The organism is Deinococcus sp. JMULE3 (assembly GCF_013337115.1).
GTDB lineage: Bacteria > Deinococcota > Deinococci > Deinococcales > Deinococcaceae > Deinococcus.
The window spans coordinates 1,305,861-1,331,978 of the sequence record NZ_SGWE01000004.1; the positions used below are offsets into that span (position 1 = coordinate 1,305,861).

A 26,118-nucleotide genomic window follows, 5' to 3' on the forward strand; every position below is an offset into this window, starting at 1 on the left:
AGAGTAGCAGACCGTCCAGCCTACCCCGGCAGGTGCAGCGTCACGCGGAAGCCCGCGCCGGGCGCGCTGCCGATCTCCAGCGTGCCGCCGTGCAGCCCTGCCACGTGCCGCGCGAGCGCCAGCCCCAGCCCGTGCCCGCCGGTGCCGGACGCGTCGGCGGTGCGGCTGGCGTCCGGGCGGTAGAAGGCCTCACCCAGGCGGGCCAGGGTGGCGGCGTCCACGCCGGGACCGTCGTCCTGCACGGTCACGGCCGCGCCGCCCGGCACCGCGCGCACCTGCACGAGCACGGTCGCGCCCGGCGCGTGCCGCACGGCGTTCGTGGTGAGGTTCCAGATCGCCTGCCCCAGCAGCACCCGGTCCCCGGACACCGTGACGGCTTCCGCGCCGTCGAGGTCCACGTCGGCCAGTGGGTCGAGTTCCCGGGCGCGGTCCACGGCGTCCGCCGCGAGGTCCCGCAGCGGCACCGGGGCGCGCTGCACCGCCGCCGGGTCCCGCGCCAGCAGCAGCAGGTGGTTCGCCAGGGTGGACAGCCGCGTGATGTCCGTGCCGATCTCGCGCAGGTCCGCGCGGTAGCGCTCGGCGTCGCGGTCGCGGGCCAGGGTCCCCTCGACCCGCGCGGTCAGGGCCGCCAGCGGGGAGCGCAGGTCGTGCGCGGCAGCCCGCAGGAAGCCCTGCTCGCGGTCCCGGGCGTCCGCGAGGTGCGCGAAACTGCGCTGCAGCGTCAGCGCCAGCCGCGCCAGTTCGTCCCCTTCCCCCGCGCCGGGCAGGGGGCGGCGCAGGTCCCCGCCCTCCCCGATGGCGTGCGCGGCGCCCTCCAGCGCCCGCACGGGCCGCAGCAGCCGCCCAGCCACCACCCAGCCGACCAGCAGGGACAGCAGCAGCGCCAGCGGCACCAGCGCGACCAGCGCGCGCAGGAACGCCTCACGCGCCTCGCGCAGCGAACGGGCGTCCAGCGCAATCTGCAACGACGCGCCGCGCAGGGGCCGCTCCAGGATCAGGTGCGTGCCCGTCAGGTGCAGCCCCGCCCCCAGGGTCACGGGCACCCCGGACGGGAAGCTGGGCGTGCCGACCGACGCGAGCCCACCCGCCTGCCGGGCGATCACGCGCAGGTCCACGCCCCGGCGGTCCACGTCGTCCGCGATGCGTTCCAGGTCCGCCTGCGAGACGCTGATCTGCTGGACACCCAGCACCGATCCCAGCAGGTCGTCCGACGGGCGGGGCCGCAGCAGCCCCTCCACGCGGCCCTGCACGGCCCCCAACACACTCATGACCCGCTGCTCCTGCGCCTGCCGCAGGAACCCGTTCACGGACCAGTACAGGCCCCCCGCGACCAGCAGCACCGCCACGCCGGTCGCCAGGGCCGCCCACAGCGCCAGCCGCGCCCGGAGCGTCAGTCGCATCTCTCCTCCCCTGCCCCGCTCAGCGTTCCACGCGGTAGCCGCGTCCCCGCTCGGACGTGATCGCCTCGGGCGCCAGCTTGCGCCGCACGTAGCGCACGTACACGTCCACGATCCGGGCCTCGCCGTCGAACTCGGGGCCCCACACGCGGTCGATCAGGTCCTCACGGGTGAACCAGCGTTCCGGCGACTGCGACAGGACCTCCAGCAGCGCGTACTCGCGGCCCGTCACAGCCACCTCCGCGCCGTCCCAGGTGACGGTGCGCGCCACGGTGTCCAGCGTGCCGCGCCCCTGCGCGAACGCCACGCGCGGCGCACCCGACCCCCGCTCACGGCGCGACAGGGCCCGCAGGGTCGCCAGCAGTTCCGGCACCGCGAACGGCTTGACCAGATACGCGTCCCCGCCCAGGTCCAGGCCCTCCACCCGGTCGGTCAGTTCCCCGCGCGCCGTCAGGAACAGAATCGCGGACTCCACGCCCTGCTCGCGCAGCTCGCGCGCCACGGCGAAACCGTCCATACCAGGCAGCATCACGTCCAGGATCACCAGCGGGTACTCGCCCAGCGCGGCCTGTTCCAGCCCTTCCGGGCCGGTCTGCGCCCAGGTGACGGCGTACCCGGCCTCGCGCAGCGCCTCCACGGTGGGCTGCGCGATGCGGGCGTCGTCCTCCACGAGCAGCAGTCTCATGAACCTCAGTGTAAGCGGGCCGGTTAACGGCACGTAAAACCGCCCCCACCGGAGCGGCAGGGGCGGCGACGGTGGAGGCGCTCAGCGCAGGGTGAAGGGGCGCCCCAGCGTGGGGAGGCTCATCGGCTGAGCGGTTTCGATACGCTGCGCCCATTTGAGGTTCGCCGCGATGCCGTTCGTCACACTGAAGGTGCGGGTGGTCTTGTCCTGGGTGATCTTGAGCGTGACCCAGTTCCATCCCTTGACCAGGCTGACGTTGTACTCGGTGATGTACGTGGAGGTCGGGTTGGAGTACGTGCACGTCTCCTTACCACTCAGCTTGGCGTTACGGTCGACGTAGAACAGTGTGGCCGCGGCATCGGTGGTCCCGGTGACGTTCATGGGAGCGACGATGACGTCCGCAGTGGCGTCGGTCAGCAGGAGTGGCGAGGCTCCCCGGACGGCCATGTCGCTGATCTCGATCTTGCCCGTGCATTCGCTGGGCGTGCCGGAGTTCTCGAAGCCGGTCAGGTCACTGTCCTTGGGGGTGGGCAGGCTGGCGAAGCTGAATTTGCCGTCTGCGCTCAGCGTCGTTTCGCCGGTCTTGACCGGCGCCTGGGTCGTGTTGTCCAGCATGTTGAACGTGACCTTGCCCGCACCGCCGCTCCAGGCGGTGTAGGTGGTGGTGGCGTTGCCGCTGGCGTCGTAGGTCACCTTGGCGTCCATCAGGGTGCCGCCCGCGGTGGTGACGGGTTTGGGGGCGCGGTTGAACAGGCCGCAGGAGCCCAGGGCGAGAGGCGCGAGGAGCAGCAGGGGAGCAAGTTTTTTCATACGGCGCTCATGCTAGTGATTCCTCAGCTGGAATGCCGGTCAGATGCGCTTGACAATCAGCCCCCCAGGGCGCGCCAGATCGTCCAGCCGAGCAGGCTGAGCAGGGTCAGGACTGTCAGTGCGGCGGCGGGGATCAGCCAGGGCAGGCGGCGCTGGACGCTCAGGCTGCGGGTCTGCGCCTGCGCCAGGACGGGCGCGGGGAGGGTGCGGGCGGCGAGGGCCAGCAGGGTCGGGACGATCAGGATGTCGTCGGCGACGCCCAGGATGGGGGTCAGGTCCGGCAGGAGGTCCAGGGGCAGCAGCGCGTAGGCCAGCGCCAGGGCGGCCATGAGTTTCGCGCCCGCGGGCGTGCGGCGGTCATTGAGGGCGAACAGCAGGGCCAGCGCGTCGCGCCATACGGCCCGGACTCGGGTGATCACGCCCGCAGGTACGGGTCAGGTGGGGTCCGGGTTCCGGGGGGGCTCGCCCGCGTCGGGGGGTGGCGTGGGGGGGGTGCCGGTGTCGATGCGGCGGCGTTCCATCTTGCCCCACTGTCCGGCGCGCAGCGGGCCGGTCAGGGTCGCCCAGAAGCGGATCAGGAGGGTCCACTGCCGGAAGCCGAGGTTGTCCAGCAGCGCGAAGCCCAGCAGCAGCAGGCGGTCGCCGGGCCGGGAGATGCGCTGCCGGAGGAACACCTCGACGCTCTGGGCGCTGAAGGAGATCAGGGTGCCGTACGCGATGGCCAGCAGGAAGAACAGCGCCACGAACGGCGCGCTGAATTTGCCCGTGACGACCAGACCGATCGCCAGGGCGTACCCGGTGAGTTCGATGACGGGCGCGAGGGCCTCGAAGAACACGTAGTACGGCATGGATACCAGTCCGATGCGGCCGTAGCGGGGGTTCAGGAACATGCGGCGGTGCTTCCAGAGGGCCTCGATCAGGCCGCGCTGCCAGCGGTCCCGCTGCCTTCGCAGGAGGTTCCAGGTATCGGGCACCTGTGTCCAGCAGATCGGGTCGATGACGTACGTGATCGCGTAGGGGCGGCGCTGCTCGCGCGCGTGGCGGTGCAGCCGCACGATGAGTTCCATGTCCTCGCCGACGGTGTCGTGCGCGTACCCGCCGACCTGCAGGGCCACGTCGCGGCGGAACAGGCCGAACGCGCCGGAGATGATCAGCAGCAGTCCGAAGGCGCTGAGGGTGGTGCGGCCCACCAGGAACGCGCGGATGTACTCGACGATCTGGAAGCGTTCGACGGCAGTGCGGGGCAGGTGCAGGTCCACGATCCGCCCGCCTTTGAACACGGCGCCGTTCAGGGGGCGGACGGTGCCGCCCACGACGAGCAGGCTGTCGTCGTCCGCGAAGCGCCGCGCGACCCGCAGCAGCGCCTCCTCGTCCAGGAGACTGTCGGCGTCCAGCGCGCAGAACAGCGGGTAGCGGGCGTACTGCATGGCGACGTTCAGCGAGTCGGCCTTCCCGCCGTTCTCCTTGTCGATGACGATCAGGCGGTCCTCGCGGGCGCTGCGGTACGTGCCGCGCACGGGTTTGGTGGGGATGGTCAGCGGGACGACCATGTGCGCGGGGTGCAGGTCGAAGGTCCGCGAGAGGACGTCCAGGGTCCCGTCGCGGCTGCCGTCGTTCACGACGATCACCTCGAACTGCGGGTAGCGGAGGTTCAGGAAGGACTGCACGCTGGCCTCGATGGTCGCCTCCTCGTTGTAGGCGGGCACCAGCAGCGAGATGGGTTTATGCGTCTGCCCCAGCAGCAGCGCGTCGAAGCGCAGCGTCTGGTGGCGGCGCATGCTCAGCGCCAGCTGGCGCACGGTGGTCGTCAGCCCGATGGCGTACCCGACGTTCATCAGCGCGAAGTACACCAGGAACAGGAATTCGACGACCGTGAGGTTCATGCGGCAGGTTCATTCTGCGGCAAGGTGGCGCGGGCCATGTCACGCGCGAAGCGGTCCGGGTGGTTCAGGGCGGCGGCGCCCAGCGCGGCGCGGCCCGCCCGGCTGCGCTGCAGCGCGCGGGCCGCGTGGTGCCGCACCCACCAGTTCGGGTCGCCCAGCAGCCGCCACAGCGTCCGGACCGGGGGGCGCGGGAAGGTTCCCAGCGCCTGGGCGCTCATGGCGCGCACCGGCCACGCCGCGTCCCGGCTGAGCTGCCAGACCTCCCGGCGAAGCGGCGCGCTGTCCGGGTGCGCCCCGGCGTACAGGCGCAGCGCTCCGGCCCGCACGCCGGGACTCGCGTCGCGCAGCAGCGTTGGGACCAGATCCGCGTGCCGTCCGGGGTCGATGCGCCCGGCGGTGTCCACGGCCAGTTCCCGCCAGGGGTCGCGCGGGTCGGCGGCCAGGGCGCGCACCAGCGGTTCGGCGGCGGGGCCGATCAGGCACAGCGCCTCGCGCACCTGCTGCGTCGAGAATCGCCCCGACGTGAGTGCCGGCAGCAGCGCCGCGGGGACCGCCTGCCCGCCGCGCGCGAGTCGCGTGACGCCCAGCAGCGCCAGCAGCCGCAGCGAGGTGCTGGTTTCCCCCAGCAGCGCCAGGAAGACCGGCAGGCTGCGGGGGTCCTGGACGGTCACGAGCCGTTCGAGCGCCAGGGAACGTTCGCTACTGCCCCGCCCGCGCCGGGCGACGCGCTCGTCGTGGGCGCGCAGGCCCAGCGTGTCGTACAGCGCGCTCAGGCGGGCGCCGTCGGCGTCACCGACCTCCTCGCGCAGGCGCAGCAGGGCCCGCACGCCCAGCGGGTCCAGCCCCGCCGGGGCGGGCGCGCCCGCCAGGAAGGCCTCCAGCCGGGCGCGCCACTCCAGGACCTGCGTCTCGGTCAGCGCGTCGCGGCGGGCGGTGACGGTCACGTACAGCAGTTGCGTGACCGTCAGGAGCAGCAGGGTGAGGCTCACGACGCCCAGCACGAGCAGCACGACCAGCAGCGACCGCGTGAACGACTGCGCGAACAGGTTCAGGAACAGCAGGTACGTGAACACGATCATCGTGACGGTCAGGGTCACGCTGATGCCCAGCGCCATGCCGGTGAACGGCAGCAGCTGGAATTCGCGCCACATGGGCTGCACGCGGCCCCAGCCCGCAGGCCGGTTCACGAGCGTTACTGCCCGTCAGCCATGACCTGCGCCGCACTCAGGCTCGCCTGGAGTTGCTGCAGGTCGGCGCGGCCCGGATCGATCGCCAGCGCCTCGCGGTTGAGGGTCAGGGCCTCGGCGGCGCGGCCCTGCGCCCGCGCCACGAGCGCCAGCCCGTACCAGGCGTCCGCGTAGCGGGGGCTGCGGTCCAGGACCGCCTGGAAGTCCTGCCGGGCCGCCGCGAACTGCCCGGTCTGGTAGCGCGCGAACCCCCGCGGATGACCAGCGCGTCCGCGTCGACCAGCAGGCCCTCGTCCGCGACGCCTGCCAGGAGCCGCTCGGCCTGCTGGAACTGCCCCTGCCGGTAGGCGCTGGCGGCGGCGGTGGTCGTCTGCGCCGCGAGCGGCTGCGTAGCCAGCCCCAGGGCCGTGGTGACCAGGGCGCTGCCCAGCAGCACCAGCAGGTTCCAGCGGCCCAGTGTGTGGCGACCCAGTCTCATGAGTGCAGGATAGCCACGGGCCTCTGAATGGAATCTGACAGCGGAACGTGAACTGCACGACTTTTTTCACGTCCCCCACCGGGCGGGGCGGTCCGCGTGCTATCCTCCAGCGGTCAGTTGCCTCAGGGCGACTCTGGAGGATCAGTAGAACCCGGCTCGCCCCGCGCGAGCCCACGTGTACCGCGAGGACACGTTCACCAGACCCGGGAACCCGCACGCAACCGAAGAGCCCTCCCCCGCCCCGCGCGGGCCGAGCGCCGTTGCCTGCCACCCCCGAGTCTGCGCTGATCCGCCGGACCCGGACGGGTTCCCTATACCTGAACGGTGTGTTACAGTACTTGCTTGGTGACCCGCCGAGCGGGTGCAGCAGGCCAAGGCCGCCCAGGGCAGCGATCCCTCGGGCGCGCGGCAGGAGGAAACACCATGTTTGCAATCATTCAGACCGGCGGGAAGCAGTACCGCGTGCAGGAAGGCGACGTCATCCGCGTCGAGAGCCTGAAAGGCGAGGCGGGCGACAAGCTCGACCTGACCCCCATCTTCGTGGGCGGCGACCAGACCGTCTTCGGCGACGCCGCCGGCAAGTTCACCGTGAACGCCGAAGTCGTCGCACACGGCCGTGGCGAGAAGATCTACGTGCGCAAGTACAAGAGCGGCATCCAGTACCGCCGCCGCACGGGCCACCGCCAGGACTACACCGCGATCAAGATCCTGGGCATCAAGGGCTAAGGGAGGATACCGACATGGCACACAAGAAAGGCGTAGGTTCGTCCAAGAACGGACGTGACAGCCAGCCCAAGTACCTGGGCGTGAAGAAGTTCGGCGGCGAGCAGGTCCTGGCCGGGAACATCCTCGTCCGTCAGCGCGGCACCAAGTTCAAGGCCGGCCCGAACGTGGGCATGGGCCGCGACCACACCCTCTTCGCCCTGGAGAGCGGCAAGGTCGTGTTCAGCAACCGTGGCAACAAGGGCCGCTTCATCAGCATCGAAGTGCCCACCGCCGCCGCCGCTGACTGATCAGCGCGGCAGGTTCTTTCGCGGGAGCGCCTCAGCCCGGTTGACGGGTCGGGCGCTCCTTTGCTGCTGCCCCCACGTGGGGCGGCGTCGTACAGTGGCACCCAGCAGTGGTGCCGGGCGGGGACGCACACGCGCCTTGCCCCAAGGGAGGTGAGGCCAGTGGCGTTTCGTGACGTCCTGAATATCGAGGTGGCGGCCGGGAACGGCGGGGACGGCAGCATGTCCTTCCACCGCGCGAAGTACATGGAGAAGGGTGGCCCGGACGGCGGGCACGGCGGGCGGGGTGGCAGCATCATCCTGCGCGCCATCGAGGGCGTCGAGTCGCTGGAGCGTCTGGTGGGCCGCCGCAAGTTCAAGGCCCCGAACGGCGCGTACGGCGAGGGCCGCCTGCGTCAGGGCGGGGACGGCGAGGACATCTTCATCGACGTACCCGTCGGCACGACCGCGTTCGACGAGACGACCGGGAAGGTCATCGCGGACCTCGTGCGGGTCGGGCAGGAGAAGGTCATCGCGCGCGGCGGCTTCGGCGGGCGCGGGAACAGCACCTTCGTGAGCAGCACCCGTCAGGCGCCGCGTTTCGCGGAGCTGGGCACGCCCGGCCAGAAGCGCCGCGTGCGGCTGGAACTGCGCCTGATCGCGGACGTGGGCCTGGTCGGCTACCCGAACGCCGGGAAGAGCAGCCTGCTCGCGGCGCTGTCCCGCGCGAACCCGGCCATCGCGGACTACCCGTTCACGACCCTGTCGCCCATCCTGGGCGTCGTGGACCGCGTGGACGCGCACGGCAGCCCGCTGGACGAGCGGTTCACGCTGGCGGACATCCCCGGCATCATCGAGGGCGCCAGCGAGGGCAAGGGCCTGGGCCTGGAGTTCCTGCGGCACATCAGCCGCACGCGCCTGCTCGTGTACGTGCTGGACGTGACCCGCAACCCGGTCGAGGAACTGCGTCAGTTGCAGGCCGAGCTGCGCGCCTACGACCCGACGCTGCTGGATCAGGTGTCGCTGATCGCGCTGAACAAGGTGGAACTGACCGACGAGGACCTCGCGGCGATGGTCGTGGATGAACTCGCTCAGTACGGCCTGCCGGTCGTGCAGGTCAGTGCCAAAGGCGGCGAGGGTCTGCCGGAACTGCGCGAGGCGGTGTTCCAGATGCTCCCGGACCGCGAACTGTGGGCGCAGAACAACGCGCTGGAGATCGAGTCCGACACCGTTCGCGAGGAACCCCTGCGCATCGAGTTCCGCATCGATCCGGCCGCCAAGGGCGTGGGCATCATCAACGACGGTCAGCCCGAGCGGGTCTGGGCGGTGTACGGCGGGGGCTTCGAGGAACGCATCGTGCGCTTCTCGCGCTTCATGGACGAGGCCGCCGAGTACCTGGGCAACGTGTTCAAGCGCCAGGGCCTGTACAACGCCCTGAAACGCGCCGGGGCGCGCGAGGGCGACACCGTGGAGATCGGCACGTTCCGCTTCGAGTACTTCGACGACGAGGAACAGCGCTAAACGCGTGAACGAGAACGGCCCCGCTGTACAGGCGGGGCCGTTCTCCGTGTCTGCTGCGCTCAGCGGGTCTCGCCGTACGCGCCGCTGCACGACGCGCCGCGTTCCGGGGCGGTGGCGCCCTGCTCGTACTTGTCCAGGAAGGCCTTCAGGCGGCTGTCGTCGGCCTTGTCGACCTTCAGCTGCGCGCCCCAGGCGCTCGCGGCGACCGGGGTGTCCAGGCCCTCGTAGGGGCTGAGGATGGTGTAGGGGCGCCCCTCGACGAGTTTCTTCAGAGTGTCCACCTGGGCGGCGTCCAGGTCGGGGCGGTAGGTGATCCACACGGCGCCGTGCTCCAGGCTGTGCACGACGTACTCGTTGTACAGCGGGCGGTCGTACACGCCGCAGTTCTGCCACGCGGGGTTGTGCGGGCCGCCCGCCGGGGGGTTCTCGGCGTACACCAGCGAGCCGCTGCGGTGGTCCCCGGCGGCATACGTGAAGGTCTGGACGCCCTCGATGGACTTGGAGCCGCAGGCGGTCAGGACGAGCAGGAGCAGGGGCAGCGCGCGTTTCATGGACCTTCAGAGTAGCCGCTCTGCATGAAAACGCCCAGGGCTGTTCCGCCCGTCTGTCCCCTACTCGCCCGCCTCGGCGTGCGCGCCGCGCGTGGGAGCATCGTCGAAGCCGGGCGGGAGGCCCTGCGGGAAGCCGGGGCCGGTCAGGTTCATGGGCTGCCGGTCGGGCATCAGGTCGCCCTTCAGGCCGCGCTGCGCGAGGACCGGCAGGAACGACGCCATGACGTCCGGTTCGCCATGCACCAGCCACACGTGCGGGGTGCCGGTGGTGCTCAGGAAGGCCAGCAGGTCGTCCTGATCGGCGTGCGCGGAGAACCCGCCGATGGTGTGCACGTGGGCTTTCACGGCGATCTCCTCGCCCATGATGCGGACGTGGTCCGCGCCGGTCACGATCCGCCCGCCCAGGCTGCTGGGAGACTGGTAGGACACGCTGATCAGGCTGGTGCTGGGCTTCCACAGGTGGTGCTTGAGGTGGTGCTGGATGCGCCCGCCGGTCATCATGCCGTTCCCCGCCAGGATGATCGCCGGGCCGTCGTACCGGTTGATGCGCTGCGACTCGGCGCTGGTGGGGACCACGTGCAGCGTACTGGGCCGGAAGGGGTCCTCGCCGGCCTGCAGGGCGTCGCGGACCTCGGGGATGAGTTCGTCGCCGAACTCGAAGTACTCGTGCGTGGCGCGGGCCGCCATCGGGGAATCCAGGAACACCGGGATGCGCGGGACCTCCCCGGCGTCCATCAGGCTCTTGATGGTGTGCAGGATCGTCTGCGTGCGCTCGATGGCGAAGCTGGGAATCAGGATCTTCCCGCCCTGCCGCACCGAGTCGCGCAGCGCGTCGCGGAACTCGGCCAGGGTGGCGGGCCAGGGGCGGTGCGTGCGGTTGGCGTAGGTGGTCTCGATGACCACGGCGTCCGCGTGGGGTGGGGGCGTGAAGTCCAGCTGCAGGCCGCTCTCGCGGTTGCCCAGGTCGCCGCTCATGATCAGGCGGCCCTCGCTGCTCTCGATCAGGAGGTACGCGCTGCCCAGGATGTGCCCGGCCCGCTCGGGCGTGACCTTCAGGCCCACGACGCGGGTGGTCTCCCCGAACGTCAGGTGGGGGCGCAGGAGCGCCAGCGCGCGGTGCACGTCCTCCTCCTCGTACAAGGGTGGGGGCACCTGATCGTCGGGAATCCCCTGGCGGCGGGCGCGGCGCAGGTCGTGCCGGTAACCGTCCACCTGCAGCCGCGCACTGTCGAGCAGCACCGTCTCCGCGAGGCCCGCCGTGGGCGCCGTGCAGTACACCGGCCCGCGGTACCCGAGTTTCGCCAGCAGCGGCAGACGTCCCACGTGGTCGAGGTGCGCGTGCGTGAGGATCACGGCGTCCAGGCCCGGCACGTCGAACGGGAAGCCCTCGCGGTTACGGGCCTCCAGGTCGTCGTTCCCCTGGAAGAGGCCGCAGTCGATCAGGACCCGCTGCCCGCCCGCACTCAGGAGGTGCATGCTGCCGGTGACGGTCAGGGCCGCGCCGAAGCTCTGGAGTTGCATGACCGGAGTGTACGCGCCGCGACCGGGGGGACCCCGCCGAGCCTCAAGGTCCGCTGAAGGACGCGGGAACAGGATTCACGCCGGGCCGCGTCAGATTTCCGTGGGCGCGGCGGGTCATGCTGTGGATGGATGCCCCGGAATGACGCCGCCATCAGCCGCGTGGAGCGGGTCCGCCGCCGCGCGTACCTGACCGCGGCCGGCGGGTCGGTCGCCGCGCACGTGTTCATCGTGGCCGAGCAGCTGCTGCGGCGCGACTGGGCGAACGCGGCGGCCTTCACGCTGGGCATGCTGGTGTCGGCGTGGGTGGTGGCCGCGCTGGTATGGCTGCGCTGGCCCACCGCGCGCCTGAGCGGCCTGATCGTCACGGTGGTGAGCGTGTCCACCACCGCCGAATTCGTGCCGCTCCTGCGCGCCGCGGAGATCGGCACCGGGTCGTTCCTGTCGTTCCTGATCATGGTCGCGCTGTGGTTCGGACTGCTGCCGCTACGGGTGGCGGCCCCCGCGAGCCTCGCGGGGTTCATGGCGTTCGCGGCGCTGGTGGCGTCCCGGCCCACGCACGACCTGAGCCTGCTGGCGTACCTGGCATGCACGACCATCGTGATCGGCATGGCCAGCAGTTTCGGGCAGCAGATCACGACGTTCCAGCAGGACGCCGTGACCTTCGAGCAGGCGTCCCTGACCGACCCGCTGACCGGGCTGCCCAACCGCCGCGCGGCCCTGGACCGCCTGCACCTGATGCACGCGCAACTGCTGCGCGGCGAGCACGCGGGCTTCACGCTGATCCTGCTGGACCTCGATCACTTCAAACAGGTGAACGACACGTACGGGCACGCGGTCGGGGACGAGGTGCTGCGCGCGCTGGGTCCGGCGCTGCGGCAGGTGCTGCGCGCCGACACGCTGATCGCCCGCTGGGGCGGCGAGGAGTTCGTGCTGCTGATCCCCTGCAGCGGCGCGCAGGAGGCGCACGCCGCGACCGCGCGGCTCGACGGGCTGCCGCTGCGCCTGCCCGCCCCGCTGCCCGAGGTGACGTTCAGCGCCGGGGCGGTCCTGGCGCACGAGGCGGACAGCGTCGCCGGGCTGCTGGACCTCGCGGACCGCCGCCTGTACGCCGCCAAGCACGCCGGGCGGCGGCAACTGCGCTGGGACGCACCCGGCGAACCCACCCTGCTGAACTGACCCCGCGGGCCTTTAAGCGGTCTTCATGCGCCCGGTGGTCCCGGCGGGGGCGGGTGTAGGTTCAAAGACATGACCGACTCCCCTGACCTGCACGGCACCACCGGCTTCCAGCGCGTCCTGGTGGGCGTGGACTTCTCGGCGTCCTCGGCGGCGGCGCTGACACTGGCCCGCGCGCGGTTTCCCGGCGCGACCCGGCGGCTGGTGCACGTCACGGACGCCCGCGTAACGGCCGCGCCGGACCTGATGGGCGGCGTGACCCCCGCCCTGCCCGACCCGACGCTGCTGCACACCCTGGAGGACGCCGACGCGCAGCGCCTGACCCGCGAACTGATGATCGGCGAGGAACACGAACTGATGGTCGGCGATCCAGTCACGGGACTGCTGGACGCCGCGCGCGCGTGGGGCGCGGACCTGATCGTGGTGGGCACGCACGCGCAGGGCGCCATCGAGCATTTCTTCGTGGGCAGCACCGCCGAGAAGATCGTGGCGCGCAGCCCCATCCCGGTCCTGACCGTCCGGGCAGGTCAGTGACGTGAAGGTCGGCGTGGTCGGCGCGGGGCTGGTCGGCGCGACCGCCGCGTACGCCCTGACGCTGCGCGGCTCGTGCAGCGACCTGCTCCTGACCGACCTGGACGGGGACCGTGCCCGCGCCGAGGCGCAGGACATCGCGCACGCCGCGCCCGTCAGTCACGGTGCCCGCGTCCGCAGCGGCCCACTGGAGGACCTGCACGGCAGCGAGGTCGTGATCGTCGCGGCGGGCGCCAACCAGAAACCCGGCGAGTCCCGCCTGGACCTCGCGCAGAAGAACGCCGCGATCTTCCGCGACCTGATCCCCCGCGTGGCCGCTGCCGCGCCCGGCGCGGCCCTGCTGATCGCCACGAACCCCGTGGACGTCCTGACGGACCTGAGTGTCACGCTCGCGCCGGATCACGCCGTGATCGGGTCCGGCACCGTGCTGGACTCCGCGCGGCTGCGGCACCTGATCGCCGAACGGGCCGGGGTGGACGCCACGCACGTCCACGGGTACGTGCTGGGCGAGCACGGGGACAGCGAGGTGATCGCCTGGAGCACCGTCACCGTCGCCGGGCTGCCCGTCCCGGCGTTCATGGACGCCCGTGACCTCCCGTGGACGCCGGAGATCCGCGCGCAGATCGAACGGGACACCCGTGAGGCCGCCGCGCAGATCATCGGCGGGAAACGCGCCACGTACTACGGGATCGGCGCGGCCCTGGCCCGCATCACCGAGCGCATCCTGGGAGACCGCCGCGCCGTGCTGACCGTCAGCGCCCCCACCCCTGCGTTCGGCGTGAGCCTCAGCGTGCCGCGCGTGCTGGGCCGCGCCGGGGTGCTGGACACCGTGCTGCCCGCCCTGACCCCGGACGAGCAGGACGCCCTGCACCGCAGCGCCGAGGTGCTCCTGAAGGCCCGGCGGGCCATCGGGAACTGACCCGTTTTCAGGGCGGTGTTCAGAGGCGTTGAGGCATCCCCTCAACGCCTCTGAACCGAGCAGAGCAAGCAACCGCTGTCAGGGTCGCCTGGGTGGGGTCGGTGCGGCGGGGGTGGCATTGCCACTGCCCTCCTGCCCGTCGACGAACTCGCCGGTGATGGTGCCCCCCTCGGCCTTCTCGGCGTACACCTCGTTCCGGTCGAGGTCGTACACGATCACCCCGGCGCGCAGCTTGTCGCCGCCCTGGACGCTCTCGGCGGGCTGCTCGGCGGTGCCGTACAGCCGCGCGACGTTGCGGGTGTCGTCGTACTCGACGCGGGCGGCGCGGCTGGTGCGGCCCCCGCTGGACTTCAGTTCGACGTTCCCGACCAGGGTGGTCTTCTCGTCGTCCACGCTGACCTCGATCCGGTCGCTCTTGCCGGTCAGGGGGTCTTTGTCGCTGCTGCGGGTGAAGGTCACGGGGCCGTCGATGCGGGCGATGCCGTCGGCACTGTCGTACACGAGCTTCTGGCCGCGCAGTTCCGTGCGGCCCTGCGTGACGATCACGGTGTCTGGCGCGGGCTTCGGGGTGGCCTGCACCTCGCAGCGCGTGAGGCGGTCCGTGGTGTTCTCCGGGACCTCCTCGGCGTTCAGGAAGCGGGCGGTCCCGGCGCTGGCCTCCACGCGCCCGTCGCTGCCCTCCTGCCCGTCCCTGGGGGGCAGCTGGGTCACGACCGCCAGCGGCACGCGGATCACGTTCTTGTCGATGGTGATCTGCACGCCGCCCGCACCGGTCTCGCTGAACACGGCCAGGGTGGGCGTCTCGGGCGGATCATCCCCGAGCGGCTGGCAGAAGGCGAAGATGCCGGTCTCGTCGCTGGTCCCGGTGCGGACGATGACGATCGGGCGGTCCTTGCCGTCCTTCTCGCTGCGGCGCACCAGGGTCAGGCTGGACTGCTCCGCTCCGGCTTCCGGCGCGTCCTGCGGCGTGTCCGTGGGGTTCGCATCGGTGGGGGCCGCATCTGTCGTGGGCGGGTCAGTCGTGGTCGGGTCCGTGGGCACCGGACCGGGACTGATCGTGCCGCCGGGCTGGGTGCCGTCCTGCTGAGCTGCGGCGGGTGTCAGAACGCTCCCGCCACACAGCAGCGCGGTCAGGAGCGCGGCGGTCAGGCGGGAGCGTGGCATACCAGAGAGTTTACTTCTCGCCGGTGAGCTTGAACTGATCGGTGGGGATCTTGTACGCGGCGTTCAGGGCGCGCACGCGGGCCAGGTCGGTGCGCTGCTCCAGGTAGCCGCTGGCGGGGGCCTTGACGGTCACCTTGCTCTTGCTGTCCACGCTGACGGCGTTCCCGACGACGTACGCGACGTTCTTCCTGTCGTCGTAGTACACGGCGTCCCCGGTGGTGGTGGTGGTGCCCTGCACGAGTTTCACGCCGCCGCGCACGTACAGCGTCTTGGTCTTCGTCAGCGCGCGGACTTCCTGCCCGGTGATGATCAGTTCCTTCTGGTTGGCCTTCGCGGCGCGGGTGAGGCTGGGGCTGCCGGTCAGGAGGGCCAGTTCGCGCTGCTCGTCGAACACGAGCTTGTCGGCCTTACCGTTCTGCACGCCGTTGGACAGGGTCACGCCGCCCGTGCTGGTGGAGCGGTCGTTGTCCACGTCGAGGCTCATCTGCGCGGCCTTGATGGTCACGGTGTCGCCGTCGGTCTTGTCGGGCGTGAAGGTGGCGCTGGCACTACCGTTCAGGACGCCCTGCCCGGTGGCCTCGCTGTACACGAGGGCGTTCCCGGTGGCGGTCAGGCGGCCGCGGACGACCTTGACGTTCCCGGTGAAGTCAGTGGTGCGCTTGCCTTTCGCCTCGATCAGCGCGGTGCCCTTGGGGGCGGCCAGGACGGCCTGGGAGGCCTCGATGTTCAGCGTGCTGACCCTGGCCTTGACGGGGTTCCCGGTGAAGGTCAGGGGTCCGTTGCGGACGTCGCCACGCGGGGCGCCCTCGATGGTGATGAGGCGTTTGCCCGCGTCGGTCTGGGCCAGGACGGGGGCGGTCAGGGCGAGGAGGGCCAGCAGTGAGGTCGTTTTCTTCATGGGGGTCTCCTTGACGGGATCAGGTGAGGGGGACGCGCTTGCCGTCACGGCAGGTCTCGGTCGGGTCTAGGGGAATGGAGTATTTGGACTTCGGCGAGGCATCCAGGATGCTGAAGTCGAAGGTCATCTTCAGGTCGCGGATGGTGCCGGTCAGGCTGGTGGAGTCGATCTTGGCTTCCGTCGCGCTGAAGCCCTGGCCCTGTTCGATCTTCACGGGGTCCTGTTCGGTGCCCCTCAGGTCGATGTCGGCACACTGCTGCACCAGGGTGATGCGGGCCTGACGGGTGGTCATGGTGTCCTGATCGTCGATGGTCAGGTCCGGGGTGGTCAGGGTGGCGTCCAGCGTCTCGCGTCCGGTGAATTTGCCGCCCACACGTTCTTTCAGGAGCCGTTGTCCTTCGGTGATGCCGGTCAGGGTGGTCAGGCCGTTCAGGGGGTCGTTGCGGACGTCGGCGGCCCTGAAACTCCAGGTGGCGTCGGGGTCGCCGGACGGGTACAGGCGCAGCTGCACGCCGCTGAGCCGCGCGCCGGACTGGCTGGCGTCGAGGCCCGGGGTGGGCAGCAGGGCGAAGATCAGGGCGAACGCCATGATGCCCAGCAGCGCGTACAAACCGACTTTCTGCACGGGTCGCACTCTAGCGCGGGGCCCTCATGAGAGTGATGGGGCGCAGGTGGGATCAGGGGGAAAGCGGCGCTAGGCTGGGCGGCATGATCGATTCGCACACGCACCTCGACTACATCGACGATCCGGCGGGGACGCGCGGCGAGCTGGGCCTGAGTGCCATGGTCTGCATCGGCGCGAGCCCCGAGCACGCGCGGAACGCGGTGGCGCTGGCCGAGCAGTTCGGGGACGTGTACGCGACGGTGGGCCTGCACCCGACAGACACGGACGAGGACAGCCCGGAGGCCCGCGCGCAGATCGAGGCCCTGCTGACCCACCCGCGCGTGGTCGGGATCGGCGAGAGCGGCCTGGACGACTACTGGGACGACACGAAACGCGCCGCGCAGGTGTCGGCGTTCGAGTGGCAGCTGGACCTCGCGCGGCGCAGCGGGAAGGTGCTGGTCATTCACACGCGGGACAAGGCCGGGCAGGACAGCGCGCACCGGGGCGTGATGGACGTGCTGCGCGCGTGGCCGGACGTGCCGGTGATCCTCCACTGCTTCAGCGGTCACGCTGAGTTGCTGCGCTTCGGCCTGGAGCGGGGTGAGCACACGTACTTCGGCTTCGCGGGGAACACGACGTACAAGAACGCGCAGGAGATCCAGGCGGCGGCCCGGGACCTGCCCCTGACGCGGATGCTGCTGGAGACCGACGCGCCCTTCCTCGCGCCCGTGCCCAAACGCGGCAAACCCAACCGGCCCGGTTACGTGCGGCACACACTGGAGTTCATCGCGGCCCTGCGCGGCCTGAGTCCGGAGGAACTGGAGGCCGCGACCGACGCGAACACCCGCCGCGCCTACGGGCTGCCGGAGGCCTGACGGACAGGCACGATACCTCGACTTGAGATGCATCCAAACCAGAGGTATCGTGCAGACATGAACGCCCGCGAGCAACTCCGCCTGCTCATCCTGGCCGTCCTCGACCGCCAGCCGGAACACGGCTACGCCATCGCCCAGGCCATCAACACCCGCAGCGAAGGCCTGCTGCGCGCCCGCGAAGGCACCCTCTACCCCGCCCTGCACGCCCTCGAAGCTGAAGGGCTCATCGAGAGCAGCGAACACGAGGTCGCCGGCCGCACCCGCCGCGAATACCGCCTGACCGAGAAAGGCCGCGCCGCGCTGACCCGCACCCGCCGCGACTGGCAGGCCCAGGTCGGCGCCGTGCAGGCCGTGCTGGGAGGAGGGTCGTGAACGCCGCACTCTGGCTCACGCGGGCCACGCAGGACCTCCCGGCGGGCGTCACGGCCCGCGTGCGCCGCGACACGCTGGAACACCTGCACGACGCGGCCCTGCCGGAACACGCCGACGTGAAGGCCGTGCTGGGCAACCCGGAAAGGGTGAACGACGACCTGAAACGCCTGTACCTCACGGTCCACGAGTTCCACCGGCTGGGCAGGACTCCGCCCCCCTGGCAGGGCTGGCTGCGGGTCGCCGCGCTGCTGGCCGGGGCGACGTTCCTGCTGCTCGAACCCCGCTCACCGCTGGCCGGCCAGGGAGGTTGGAGCGTGCTGTTCGGCACCAGCGTCCTGCTGCTCGTGCTGGCCACCGCGCGCCTGCACCCGGTACGGCGCGACCGCTGGCGCGACCTGACCCTGAGCCTGATCGTCGCCTTGCCACTCCTGCTGGGCAATGACCTGCTGGCGGGCGTCCCCGCCCTGCCACTCACCTTGACGCTGGCTCTGATGATCTCCCTGCGCCTCAACACCCAGATGAACCTGGACGCCCGCATCCGCCGCACCCTCCCACTGGAGACCGCATGACCCTGAACGACTGGCTGGACGTCGCGCTGCGCGACCTTGCCCCCGCCGCGCGGGACCGCATGACCGCCGAGTACCACGCGCACGTGCAGGACGCCATGACGGGCGGCCTGACCGAACCCGAAGCCGTCGCCACCCTGGGCGACCCCGCGCAGGTTGGCCGCGCGCTGCGGCGCACCCAGTTGACAGTGCAGGACGAGCGGTGGTTGCGTCACCTGACCTCGCCGGGAACGCGAACACGGCGCGAATCACGACTGGTTCTCTGGGTACTGCCGCTCGCCCTGCCCGTCTGGGCGTACTTGCTGCACCTGATCTTCGCGTTGGATACGCACTGGGCTTGGCTGACGGCGACAGGGATCGTTGGGACAGTCACGCTGACCCTGATCGCCGACCTGCACACGGGCGACACCCTGCACGCAGCTGTCCGCTCGTCTTGGCGTGGCATGACCCTGTTCGCGGGGCTACTGCTCGTGCTGCTGGTCGCCCCGTGGCCCACACCCCTGTCACCTAGCGTGCAGTTGTTCCTGCTGGGCGGGCTGTCACTCCTGGCTCTGGCTTCCTGGCGACTGTCCAGACTGCCGCACAAACTCAAAGGTGGACAGGTATGACCCTGAACGCCTGGCTGAACGTCGCGCTGGGCGACCTCGCGCCCGCCGCGCGGGACCGCATGAACGCCGAGTACCACGCACATGTTCAGGACGCCATGCACAGCGGCCTGACCGAACCCGAAGCCGTCGCCACCCTGGGCGACCCCACGCAGGTCAACCGCGCGCTGCGGCGCACCTACGCCACGGCCAGCGAACTCAGGAACGGGCAGGTTCCGAAGATGTGGTGGTTCATGCTGCTGCTGGTCGCATGGTGCGGACTGGCCGCGCTGTGGTTTGAACAGGATGTCGAAGCCGTTGCAGCGGCCACCGCCCTCGTGCTGGCCTGCCCGGCGTGGATGCTTGCACGAAACGAGCCACAGCCGGTCAGGAACCTCCTGCTGCCCACGGCCGGACAGTGGCTCCTCAACTTCTTCTTCTGGCTGAGCTGGAGCGTGCAGGCGTGGCTGGGTGATCCACCCTCCTTCGGGGCCATCGTGTGGCTGCTGCCGGTCATGTGGCTGATGTGGTTCGGCGAGGTCGGGCGCGTTGTCCGGCGAATGCGCCGCACCCTGAAGCTGGAGGGTCGGGCGTGACGGCGGGCCCGTTGAACCCGGATCTGGTCGCCTATCTGGATGAGGTGACGGCGCCGTTCCCGGAGGATTCGGCGGCGCGCATCCGGGCGGACCTGACCGGGCATGTGCTGGACGCGGCGGCGCCGGGCGGGGCGGGGATGCAGGAGGCGCTGGCGGCACTGGGTCCGGCGGCCGAGGTTCGGGCGGCGCTGGAGGCGCAGTTCTTCACGCGGGCGGACGTGGCGTGGCTGGAGCGGGACGGGCAGGTGCGGCGCCTGCTGACGGATGGCGTGAAGGCTTCCGGGCCGCTGTGGCGGGCAGCCCTGGGAATGCTGGGCGGCGTGGGCCTGTTGACGTGGCTGATCTGCGGCTGGCCGGGAATCCCCGCGCTGATCGGGTCACGGAGCTTCACGTGGGCTGTGCCTGCGCTCCTGCTGCTGGAACTGCTGCTGTTGGAGTCCGTGCGGCGGTTGATCCTGCGGCAGCCCGCACGGTCCGCAGCGGTGTTGCACCGCATGTATGGCACGCTGTTGGCTCCGTTGGGATTCGCGCTGAGTCTGCCAGTGTTCGCGCCGGGCGTGGTGACGGAACCGCTTCTGCTGGCGGCGGCTCTGGGCGCGGCGCTGCTGTGGGCGTACCTGACGCGTCCGCGTGAGGCGCTGGCGCTGGCCGGGAAGGCGTGGCGGGGCGCGCGGTGAGGACGGCATAGTGGGGGCATGACGACGCTGGACGCTGCCTTTCCCCCCGCTGCCCTGACTGTGCTGGACGTGATCCGTGCGCGCCGCACCGTGGATATCGGTCTGCTGAAACCCGACGCGGTGCCGCGTGCGGTTGTGGAGGCCATTCTGGAGGCGGGGACCTGGGCGCCGAATCACGGGCGCACCGAGCCGTGGCGCTTCACGGTGTTCACGGGTGCGGGCCGCGCGAGGCTGGCCGAGGTGTTCGCGCAGGCGTACGCGGCGGGCAGCGCGCCGGACCGGGACAGCGAATCGGCGCTGGAGGCGCAGCGGGCGCGGGCGTGGCGGGCGCCACTGTGGATCAGCCTGGAACTGCACATGCCCGAGAAACCGAAGATGCCCGAGTGGGAGGAGCAGGCGGCGCTGGCCTGCGCCGCGCAGAACATGTGGCTGGCGGCGACGGCGTTCGGGCTGGTCGGGAAGTGGGTGAGTGGCCCGGTGATGGTCAGTCCGGTGGCGGCGCAGGCGCTGGGTGCGCCGAAGCTGATGGGCCTGCTGGTGCTGGGCTACCCGGCGGCCGAGCTGCCGTCCGCGACCCGCGCGCCGCTGGCGGACAAGGTCACCTGGGTGGAGTGACCGTTACAGGTTGTCCCTGAAGAACTGCACGCTGCGGTTCAGCGCCGTGCGGAGGTTCCCGGAGAGGTTGTGGTTGTCGCCGTCGTAGCGGTACGCCTCGACGCCCTGTCCGGCGTTGCGCAGGTCGTCCGCGAGGTTCTTCTGGAACGAGTACGGCACGTCCTTGTCGTTGGTGCCGTGGTGCAGCTGGATGGGCCGACCGTTGAGTTCGCGCAGGTAGGCGTTGGGGCTCAGGAGGCGCAGGTAGCGACGGTTCAGGGCGTCCAGTGTGCGTTTCTCGCCGGGGGGTGGGTTCCAGTCGGTGGCGAGGACGTCGTAACTGGCGATCACGCCCGCCCACAGGGACGCGGCCTTCAGGCGGGGGTCCACGATCATGGCTTTCAGGCTCAGCTGGCCGCCCATGGAGTGGCCCCACAGGCCCAGGCGGTCGGGGTTCACGCGCGGGTCGCGCCGGAGGCTGGCGGCGGCGTTCAGGACGTCCACGGTGTAGCCGGGGTCGTCGTACCCGCCGCGCGCCTCGCCTTCGCTGCTGCCGTGCCCGCGGTAGTCGCTTTTCAGGGTGACGAAGCCCGCGCGGGCAAACGCGTCCTGGTACGCGACGTAGCGTTCAGTGGTGCGGTACTCGGCGGGCGGGATGTACCCGTGGTTGAACACGATGGCAGGCCAGCCTCCCTGCGGGGGCGTGCCGCGCGGAACGGTCAGCAGCGCGTTGATGCGCAGCCCCTCGGACTGGTAGCTGACGACCTGCCGGGTGTAGTTGCTCCCGGCGGCCAGGGTTTGCCGGACGGTCAGGGGGCTGCCGGGGTACTCGCGGGCCTTCAGCGCCTGGATGCTGACTGGGTTGCGGGCCACGGAGGCCTTCAGCGCGGTGTCGCTCAACTCCTGAAGGGGACCGTCCCTGTCTGAGGTGGGCGCCTGCGGTGGCGCGGCGCTGCCGGGCGGGTCCCAGGGCAGGCGCAGTGGGATGGCGTCAGGCTGCGTGACCGCGACGTACCCGGCGCCCGCCAGCAGGGCCAGCAGCGTGAGGTTGATCAGGGCGCGCATCAGGCGTCGGTCGGCCCCACGGTGGGGGTCAGGGGGATCGCGGGTCGGCTCGGCATGCCTGCACCCTAGGGAACAGGGGCGGCCAGAACTGCGGGACAGGTGACGCTGCGCGCTTGAGCGTTCGCCGATCTGAAACTCATTCACGCCGTACCAGCCGTGACTGCCGGAAACTCCGCGTATTTTCATGCGTCACATCCGAGCTGCGCTGGGGAGGGACCTCACTGCCCCCGTTCTCGGTCCACACGCCCGGCATGCACATGTGGAATCTGAGATTGTGCTGAACAAACCTTGCCCCCAGGCGGGGGTACGCGTATCATCTGTCCCGTAACCCCACAAGACCTGATGTCAAATCAGGTACCCACACAACCGCCACGCGTTCCCTAGATGACCGGGGGTTCACGTGTGCCTCCGCTGTATGGGTATTCAAGGAGATCACATGAAGCGATCCATTCCGTTCGCCCTGCTGGCCCTGACCGGCGCGCTCCTGAGCGCCTGCTCCCCGCAGGCCACGCCCGACGGCACCAAACCCACGATCAGCCTGAGCGCCACGCCCGACTCACTCATCGCTCCTGGCACCGTGACGCTCACGGCCACCGCCAGTGACAACGTCGGCGTCGCCCGCGTCGCCTTCTTCCGCGGGAACACCCTGCTGAACGTGGATAGCGCCGCTCCCTACACCTACACCGACACGCTGGCCATCGCCGACAAGGGCACGGTTTCCTACCGCGCCGTGGCAGTCGATGCCGCCGGGAACAGCGCCGAAGCCAGCAAGAGCGTGACCGTCGGAGTCGATACCACCGCCCCGAGCCTGACCCTGGCCGCCAGCGCCGCCACCGTCACGACCGCGCAGACCGTCACGTTCACGGCCACCGCCAGTGACAACGTGGGCGTCACGAAGGTCGAGTTCTACGACAACGGCACCCTGATCAGCACCGACACCACCGCCCCCTATGAGGCCAGTAGCGCCTACACGGCGGCCAGCAACGGTACACACACCATCATGGCCAAGGCCTACGACGCCATGGGGAACGTCAAGGAAACCACCACCACCGTCACGGTGAACATTGACGTCACGGCCCCCACCGTCAGCGTGAGCGCCAGCACGGGCACGGTCATCGCCGCGCAGACCGTCACCTTCACGGCCGCCGCCAGCGACAACGTGGGCGTCACCAAGGTCGAGTTCTACGACAACGGCACCCTGATCGGCACCGACACCGCCGCGCCCTTCGAGGCCAGCAAGGCGTACGCCTTCGCGGACAACGGCACGCACACCATCACCGTCAAGGCCTACGACGCGATGGGCAACATGAAGGACGCCACCACCACCGTCACGGTCGCCATCGCGGACGCCTTCGAACCCAACGACAGCGTCGCCGCCGCCTCGCCCCTCGCCATCGGCGGCACCGCCAACGGCGCAATCACCGCGCAGGGCCGCGACATGGACTACTTCAAGTTCACGGCCGCCGCCGGCGACATGCTGAAACTGACCGTCAAGAGCGTCAGCGTGGACGCCAGCAGCACCCTCGACCCCTACGTCATGATCCTGATGCCCGACGGCCGGACCGTGCTGGAGAAGGACGACGATAGCGGCGCCGGGCTGGAATCCGAGATCCTCTTCAACGCCCCCGAAGCCGGGACGTACACCGTCGTCGTGACCAGCTTCGACATTCACGACAACCCCACCGCCACCGACGACAAGACCACCAACACCTACCAGATCGCCCTGACCCGCCGCTGAACCCCCAAGGAGTACACCAGTGAAGAACACCCTGAAAACCGCGTCCCTGCTCAGCCTGGCCCTCGTGCTGGGCGCCTGCGGGACCAGCACCGCACCCAAGATCGCCCCGACGGGTCAGTCCGCGAAGACCCTGAAAGTCCAGACGCACGTCACGGACCGCTGGTTCGTGGAACTCAGCGGTGACCCCACCGCGCTGAGCAGCCAGAGCGTCGGCGCGCAGCAGGCCGCGTTCCGCACGCAGGCCGCGCAGCTGGGCATCAAGTACCAGGAAGTCATGAGCTACCACACGCTGTTCAACGGCTTCTCCGTGAAGGCCAGCAGCGCCGAGATCAACCGCATCAGCCGCATGCCCGGCGTGCTGGGCGTGTACCCCGTCAAGGAGATCGCCGCGCCCGTCGTGGAGCGCAACCTCGCCGACGCCCTGACGCCCGACATGTACTCCGCGCTGAACATGACCGGCGCCAGCGTCGCGCAGAACGAACTGGGCCTGACCGGCAAGGGCATCAAGGTCGGCGTGATCGACACCGGTATCGACCTGGAGCACCCCGCGTTCGCGGGCCGCGTCGTCGCGCAGTACGACTTCGTGGGTGACGACTTCAACTGGGACAAGCCCGCCGTGCCGGATGAGAACGCCGACGACTGCGGCGGCCACGGCTCGCACGTCGCGGGCATCGTGGGCGGCAACGACCCCAGCAAGGGCTTCAAGGGCGTCGCCCCTGACGTCAGCTTCGGCGCGTACCGCGTGTTCGGCTGTGAGGGCAGCACCACCGAGGACATCATGATCGCCGCCATGGAACGCGCCTACGCCGACGGCATGCAGGTCGTGAACCTCAGCATCGGCTCGGCCTTCGAGAACTGGGAAGCGACCCCCTCCGCCAAGGTCGGCAGCCGCATGGTCAAGAAGGGCATGGTCGTCGTGGCCTCCGCCGGGAACAGCGGCGCCAGCGGCCAGTACTCCATGGGCGGCGTCACCATGGGCGACAACGTGATCTCGGTCGCGTCGGTCAGCAACACCGAGATCGAAGTGAACAAGTTCACGCTGTCCTCCGGCGAGACGATTCCCTTCATGGCGGGCGACCCGGCCCCCACCGGCGTGGCAGGCGTCACGCTGCCCATCACCAAACTGGCGACCAGCACCACCACCACCGCCAATGACGGCTGCCTCGTGAGCGGCGCCAACCCCTACGCGGCGGGCAGCCTGACCGGCAAGGCGGTCCTGATCCGCCGCGGCACCTGCACCTTCTACGAGAAGGCCAAGAATGCCCAGGACGCCGGTGCCAGCGCCGTCATCCTCTACAACCGTGACTCCGGTTACCTCGCGCCGTCCCTGACCGGGGCCAGTGAGATCACCATTCCCGTCAGCTTCGTGAACGACGCCAGCGGCGCCCTGATCGACGGGAAGATCGCGGGCGGCGTGTCCATGACCTTCGCGGACGGCAAGATCAGCATCCCCAGCCCCACCGCGAACACCCTGGATTCGTACTCCTCGTACGGCATGAGCGCCGAACTGGAGCAGAAGCCCGACGTGTCCGCGCCCGGCGGGAACATCCGCAGCGCCTACCCCCTGACGGTGGAAGCCAGCGGCTACGCCACCCTGAGCGGCACCAGCATGGCCTCCCCGCACGTCGCCGGGGCCGCCGCCCTGATGCTGCAGGCCTTCCCGAACACCAAGGCCAAGGACATGCGCGGCCTGCTGATGAACAGCGCCACCCTGCGCTGGTACCGCGCGCCCAGCGGCACCCTCTTCACCGGTTACCCCGACTACGTGCAGCGCCAGGGTGCAGGTATGGTCGACATCGTCGGCTCGTACAACAGCACGGTGCGCGCCACGCCCAACAAGCTCAGCCTGGGCGAGAGCGCCAGCTTCGCCACCCGCAGCAAGGTCGTGGTGCTGAAGAACACCTACGCCCGCACCGAGATCTTCACGGCCTACCACTACCCCGCACTGACGATCGGCGGCACCACCCTGGCCCCCAGCGCCCTGACCAGTTACGCCACCATGACCATCAACGGTCAGGACGCCGACAAGACCGACATCGAGGTGACCGTGCCCGCGAACGGCTCGGCCGAACTGAACGTCGTGATCACGCCCCCCGCAGGCGCGCCCGACAAGGCCCAGTACGGCGGCTACATCGTGCTGGAAAGCAAGTCCGGCCAGAACATGGTGATCCCCTACGGCGGCTTCAAGGGTGACTACCAGAGCATCCAGGTGCTCGGCAACCTGATCGTCGGCGGCCAGTCGCAGGACTTCCCCGCGCTGATCGACGATGCGGCCGACGACTACTACACCGAAGGGCAGGAGGTCGCCACCCCGATCGACTACACCTTCCAGGACGTCGCGCTCGACCCCACCAAGCCCGACCAGCTGACCATGGACGCGCCGTACATCCTGGCGCAGATCAGCCACCAGGCCCGCAAGCTGACCCTGGAACTGCTCGACGGCAACGGCATGGTCATCGAGACCCTGGGCAAGCAGGAGTACCTGGGCCGCAACTGCACGAACAACCTCGCGCAGGCCAGCGACCGCTGCGACGCCTACAACACCTACAGCTGGGACGGCAAGCTCAGCAACGGCCAGGACGCGCCCAACGGCACGTACCAGCTGCGCATCAAGGTCCTCAAGGCCCTCGGTGACGAGAGCGTCGAGAGTGACACCGAGGTGTACACCACCCAGAAGTTCACCGTCGCGCGCCCCCAGTAATCCCTCACTGAAGAACGCCGCCCCACAGGTTGGGGCGGC

At 70.2% G+C, this 26,118-nt stretch carries 29 protein-coding genes; 15 read left to right on the forward strand and 14 right to left on the reverse strand.

Translation table 11 applies throughout. The features are described 5' to 3' along the window. Positions 1-20 precede the first annotated feature (20 nt). The 8 genes from EXW95_RS09220 to EXW95_RS09250 all read right to left on the reverse strand — a co-directional run bounded on the left by EXW95_RS09220 (position 21) and on the right by EXW95_RS09250 (position 6,440). Positions 21-1,400: a HAMP domain-containing sensor histidine kinase gene (locus EXW95_RS09220; RefSeq protein ID WP_174367202.1), complete on the reverse strand. Its 1,380-nt coding sequence runs from the start codon at positions 1,398-1,400 to the stop codon at positions 21-23. A gap of 19 nt (positions 1,401-1,419) precedes the next feature. Continuing rightward, a complete protein-coding gene (locus EXW95_RS09225) occupies positions 1,420-2,082 on the reverse strand; it encodes a response regulator transcription factor (RefSeq protein ID WP_174367203.1) in 663 nt (220 codons plus the stop codon). 81 nt (positions 2,083-2,163) lie between these two features. Continuing rightward, on the reverse strand, positions 2,164-2,892 hold the full coding sequence (locus tag EXW95_RS09230; RefSeq protein WP_174367204.1) for a hypothetical protein: 729 nt from the start codon (positions 2,890-2,892) through the stop codon (positions 2,164-2,166). 56 nt (positions 2,893-2,948) lie between these two features. Beyond that, positions 2,949-3,311 carry a DUF1232 domain-containing protein gene (locus EXW95_RS09235; protein WP_174367205.1) on the reverse strand — a complete coding sequence of 121 codons (363 nt, stop codon included), beginning with the start codon at positions 3,309-3,311 and terminating at the stop codon, positions 2,949-2,951. 15 nt (positions 3,312-3,326) lie between these two features. After that, positions 3,327-4,775 (reverse strand): glycosyltransferase family 2 protein, encoded by a 1,449-nt coding sequence (locus EXW95_RS09240; protein ID WP_174367206.1) that lies wholly within the window; start codon positions 4,773-4,775, stop codon positions 3,327-3,329. After that, positions 4,772-5,962: a HEAT repeat domain-containing protein gene (locus EXW95_RS21055; protein WP_174367207.1), complete on the reverse strand. Its 1,191-nt coding sequence runs from the start codon at positions 5,960-5,962 to the stop codon at positions 4,772-4,774. Before EXW95_RS21055 ends, EXW95_RS09240 begins: the two co-directional genes overlap by 4 nt. Positions 5,963-5,967: 5 nt before the next feature. Then, entirely contained in the window at positions 5,968-6,153 is a 186-nt protein-coding gene (locus tag EXW95_RS20605) for a tetratricopeptide repeat protein (RefSeq protein WP_254605873.1), read from the reverse strand. Then, positions 6,069-6,440 (reverse strand): hypothetical protein, encoded by a 372-nt coding sequence (locus EXW95_RS09250; RefSeq protein WP_254606112.1) that lies wholly within the window; start codon positions 6,438-6,440, stop codon positions 6,069-6,071. Before EXW95_RS09250 ends, EXW95_RS20605 begins: the two co-directional genes overlap by 85 nt. A 423-nt stretch (positions 6,441-6,863) precedes the next feature. Here EXW95_RS09250 and rplU point away from each other — a divergent pair, with 423 nt between their 5' ends. The 3 genes from rplU to obgE all read left to right on the forward strand — a co-directional run bounded on the left by rplU (position 6,864) and on the right by obgE (position 8,950). Then, the gene (gene rplU / locus EXW95_RS09255) at positions 6,864-7,166 is read left to right on the forward strand and encodes a 50S ribosomal protein L21 (RefSeq protein WP_174367209.1); all 303 of its coding nucleotides are present in this window, start codon (positions 6,864-6,866) and stop codon (positions 7,164-7,166) included. A 14-nt stretch (positions 7,167-7,180) separates the two neighbouring features. After that, positions 7,181-7,453: a 50S ribosomal protein L27 gene (rpmA, locus tag EXW95_RS09260; RefSeq protein WP_046843460.1), complete on the forward strand. Its 273-nt coding sequence runs from the start codon at positions 7,181-7,183 to the stop codon at positions 7,451-7,453. A gap of 159 nt (positions 7,454-7,612) precedes the next feature. Beyond that, on the forward strand, positions 7,613-8,950 hold the full coding sequence (gene obgE, locus EXW95_RS09265) for a GTPase ObgE (RefSeq protein ID WP_174367210.1): 1,338 nt from the start codon (positions 7,613-7,615) through the stop codon (positions 8,948-8,950). A gap of 59 nt (positions 8,951-9,009) precedes the next feature. On the opposite strand, the gene EXW95_RS09270 is transcribed toward obgE, so the two are convergent. Further along, entirely contained in the window at positions 9,010-9,501 is a 492-nt protein-coding gene (locus tag EXW95_RS09270; protein WP_174367211.1) for a DUF3105 domain-containing protein, read from the reverse strand. A 60-nt stretch (positions 9,502-9,561) separates the two neighbouring features. Then, positions 9,562-11,022, reverse strand: coding sequence for an MBL fold metallo-hydrolase RNA specificity domain-containing protein (locus tag EXW95_RS09275; RefSeq protein ID WP_174367212.1), 1,461 nt, complete (start codon positions 11,020-11,022; stop codon positions 9,562-9,564). Positions 11,023-11,151: 129 nt separating this feature from the next. Here EXW95_RS09275 and EXW95_RS09280 point away from each other — a divergent pair, with 129 nt between their 5' ends. The 3 genes from EXW95_RS09280 to EXW95_RS09290 all read left to right on the forward strand — a co-directional run bounded on the left by EXW95_RS09280 (position 11,152) and on the right by EXW95_RS09290 (position 13,645). Next, positions 11,152-12,198, forward strand: coding sequence for a diguanylate cyclase (locus tag EXW95_RS09280; protein ID WP_174367213.1), 1,047 nt, complete (start codon positions 11,152-11,154; stop codon positions 12,196-12,198). Positions 12,199-12,267: 69 nt separating this feature from the next. Beyond that, positions 12,268-12,729, forward strand: a complete 462-nt coding sequence (locus tag EXW95_RS09285) for a universal stress protein (RefSeq protein ID WP_174367214.1) — start codon at positions 12,268-12,270, stop codon at positions 12,727-12,729. Position 12,730: 1 nt separating this feature from the next. After that, positions 12,731-13,645: an L-lactate dehydrogenase gene (locus EXW95_RS09290; protein ID WP_174367215.1), complete on the forward strand. Its 915-nt coding sequence runs from the start codon at positions 12,731-12,733 to the stop codon at positions 13,643-13,645. A 78-nt stretch (positions 13,646-13,723) separates the two neighbouring features. Here EXW95_RS09290 and EXW95_RS09295 read toward each other — a convergent pair whose 3' ends face one another. From EXW95_RS09295 to EXW95_RS09305, 3 genes are read right to left on the reverse strand one after another with little or no spacing between them, the layout of a single operon-like run. Continuing rightward, positions 13,724-14,809, reverse strand: coding sequence for an LptA/OstA family protein (locus EXW95_RS09295; RefSeq protein ID WP_174367216.1), 1,086 nt, complete (start codon positions 14,807-14,809; stop codon positions 13,724-13,726). Positions 14,810-14,819: 10 nt separating this feature from the next. Continuing rightward, on the reverse strand, positions 14,820-15,707 hold the full coding sequence (locus EXW95_RS09300; RefSeq protein ID WP_174367217.1) for an LptA/OstA family protein: 888 nt from the start codon (positions 15,705-15,707) through the stop codon (positions 14,820-14,822). Between the two features lie 19 nt (positions 15,708-15,726). Beyond that, positions 15,727-16,332 (reverse strand): hypothetical protein, encoded by a 606-nt coding sequence (locus tag EXW95_RS09305; RefSeq protein ID WP_174367218.1) that lies wholly within the window; start codon positions 16,330-16,332, stop codon positions 15,727-15,729. Positions 16,333-16,415: 83 nt separating this feature from the next. Here EXW95_RS09305 and EXW95_RS09310 point away from each other — a divergent pair, with 83 nt between their 5' ends. The 7 genes from EXW95_RS09310 to EXW95_RS09340 are packed head-to-tail and all read left to right on the forward strand — an operon-like array spanning position 16,416 to position 20,596. Continuing rightward, the gene (locus tag EXW95_RS09310) at positions 16,416-17,186 is read left to right on the forward strand and encodes a TatD family hydrolase (protein ID WP_174367219.1); all 771 of its coding nucleotides are present in this window, start codon (positions 16,416-16,418) and stop codon (positions 17,184-17,186) included. Positions 17,187-17,243: 57 nt separating this feature from the next. After that, a complete protein-coding gene (locus EXW95_RS09315) occupies positions 17,244-17,558 on the forward strand; it encodes a PadR family transcriptional regulator (RefSeq protein WP_174367220.1) in 315 nt (104 codons plus the stop codon). After that, positions 17,555-18,127: a hypothetical protein gene (locus EXW95_RS09320; RefSeq protein WP_174367221.1), complete on the forward strand. Its 573-nt coding sequence runs from the start codon at positions 17,555-17,557 to the stop codon at positions 18,125-18,127. Before EXW95_RS09315 ends, EXW95_RS09320 begins: the two co-directional genes overlap by 4 nt. Further along, positions 18,124-18,732: a hypothetical protein gene (locus tag EXW95_RS09325; protein ID WP_174367222.1), complete on the forward strand. Its 609-nt coding sequence runs from the start codon at positions 18,124-18,126 to the stop codon at positions 18,730-18,732. The genes EXW95_RS09320 and EXW95_RS09325 overlap by 4 nt, the downstream gene beginning before the upstream one ends. Then, positions 18,729-19,304 (forward strand): hypothetical protein, encoded by a 576-nt coding sequence (locus tag EXW95_RS09330; protein WP_174367223.1) that lies wholly within the window; start codon positions 18,729-18,731, stop codon positions 19,302-19,304. The genes EXW95_RS09325 and EXW95_RS09330 overlap by 4 nt, the downstream gene beginning before the upstream one ends. After that, complete coding sequence (locus EXW95_RS09335; RefSeq protein WP_174367224.1) at positions 19,301-19,981, forward strand: hypothetical protein; 681 nt, start codon at positions 19,301-19,303, stop codon at positions 19,979-19,981. The genes EXW95_RS09330 and EXW95_RS09335 overlap by 4 nt, the downstream gene beginning before the upstream one ends. Positions 19,982-19,999: 18 nt before the next feature. Next, a complete protein-coding gene (locus EXW95_RS09340; protein WP_174367225.1) occupies positions 20,000-20,596 on the forward strand; it encodes a nitroreductase in 597 nt (198 codons plus the stop codon). 3 nt (positions 20,597-20,599) lie between these two features. Here the strand turns inward: EXW95_RS09340 and EXW95_RS09345 are convergent, their stop codons facing one another. Continuing rightward, on the reverse strand, positions 20,600-21,640 hold the full coding sequence (locus EXW95_RS09345; protein WP_174367226.1) for a S9 family peptidase: 1,041 nt from the start codon (positions 21,638-21,640) through the stop codon (positions 20,600-20,602). Positions 21,641-22,076: 436 nt separating this feature from the next. Between EXW95_RS09345 and EXW95_RS09350 the strand changes: the two genes are divergently transcribed. Together EXW95_RS09350 and EXW95_RS21165 are read left to right on the forward strand one after the other, a co-directional pair. Beyond that, positions 22,077-23,378, forward strand: a complete 1,302-nt coding sequence (locus tag EXW95_RS09350) for an Ig-like domain-containing protein (protein WP_174367227.1) — start codon at positions 22,077-22,079, stop codon at positions 23,376-23,378. A gap of 19 nt (positions 23,379-23,397) precedes the next feature. Beyond that, positions 23,398-26,079: a S8 family serine peptidase gene (locus tag EXW95_RS21165; RefSeq protein ID WP_174367228.1), complete on the forward strand. Its 2,682-nt coding sequence runs from the start codon at positions 23,398-23,400 to the stop codon at positions 26,077-26,079. Positions 26,080-26,118 lie beyond the last annotated feature (39 nt).

Coding starts and splice junctions, on each gene's coding strand:
- EXW95_RS09350 (WP_174367227.1), top strand. CDS start 22,077: ATGAAGCGATCCATTCCGTTCGCCCTGCTGGCCCTGACCGGCGCGCTC.
- EXW95_RS09275 (WP_174367212.1), bottom strand. CDS start 11,022: ATGCAACTCCAGAGCTTCGGCGCGGCCCTGACCGTCACCGGCAGCATG.
- rpmA (WP_046843460.1), top strand. CDS start 7,181: ATGGCACACAAGAAAGGCGTAGGTTCGTCCAAGAACGGACGTGACAGC.
- EXW95_RS09300 (WP_174367217.1), bottom strand. CDS start 15,707: ATGAAGAAAACGACCTCACTGCTGGCCCTCCTCGCCCTGACCGCCCCC.
- EXW95_RS09340 (WP_174367225.1), top strand. CDS start 20,000: ATGACGACGCTGGACGCTGCCTTTCCCCCCGCTGCCCTGACTGTGCTG.
- EXW95_RS09285 (WP_174367214.1), top strand. CDS start 12,268: ATGACCGACTCCCCTGACCTGCACGGCACCACCGGCTTCCAGCGCGTC.
- EXW95_RS09280 (WP_174367213.1), top strand. CDS start 11,152: ATGCCCCGGAATGACGCCGCCATCAGCCGCGTGGAGCGGGTCCGCCGC.
- EXW95_RS09310 (WP_174367219.1), top strand. CDS start 16,416: ATGATCGATTCGCACACGCACCTCGACTACATCGACGATCCGGCGGGG.
- EXW95_RS09230 (WP_174367204.1), bottom strand. CDS start 2,892: ATGAAAAAACTTGCTCCCCTGCTGCTCCTCGCGCCTCTCGCCCTGGGC.
- EXW95_RS09225 (WP_174367203.1), bottom strand. CDS start 2,082: ATGAGACTGCTGCTCGTGGAGGACGACGCCCGCATCGCGCAGCCCACC.
- EXW95_RS09315 (WP_174367220.1), top strand. CDS start 17,244: ATGAACGCCCGCGAGCAACTCCGCCTGCTCATCCTGGCCGTCCTCGAC.
- EXW95_RS09325 (WP_174367222.1), top strand. CDS start 18,124: ATGACCCTGAACGACTGGCTGGACGTCGCGCTGCGCGACCTTGCCCCC.
- EXW95_RS09295 (WP_174367216.1), bottom strand. CDS start 14,809: ATGCCACGCTCCCGCCTGACCGCCGCGCTCCTGACCGCGCTGCTGTGT.
- EXW95_RS09330 (WP_174367223.1), top strand. CDS start 18,729: ATGACCCTGAACGCCTGGCTGAACGTCGCGCTGGGCGACCTCGCGCCC.
- EXW95_RS09270 (WP_174367211.1), bottom strand. CDS start 9,501: ATGAAACGCGCGCTGCCCCTGCTCCTGCTCGTCCTGACCGCCTGCGGC.
- EXW95_RS09220 (WP_174367202.1), bottom strand. CDS start 1,400: ATGCGACTGACGCTCCGGGCGCGGCTGGCGCTGTGGGCGGCCCTGGCG.
- EXW95_RS09345 (WP_174367226.1), bottom strand. CDS start 21,640: ATGCGCGCCCTGATCAACCTCACGCTGCTGGCCCTGCTGGCGGGCGCC.
- EXW95_RS09240 (WP_174367206.1), bottom strand. CDS start 4,775: ATGAACCTCACGGTCGTCGAATTCCTGTTCCTGGTGTACTTCGCGCTG.
- rplU (WP_174367209.1), top strand. CDS start 6,864: ATGTTTGCAATCATTCAGACCGGCGGGAAGCAGTACCGCGTGCAGGAA.
- EXW95_RS09250 (WP_254606112.1), bottom strand. CDS start 6,440: ATGAGACTGGGTCGCCACACACTGGGCCGCTGGAACCTGCTGGTGCTG.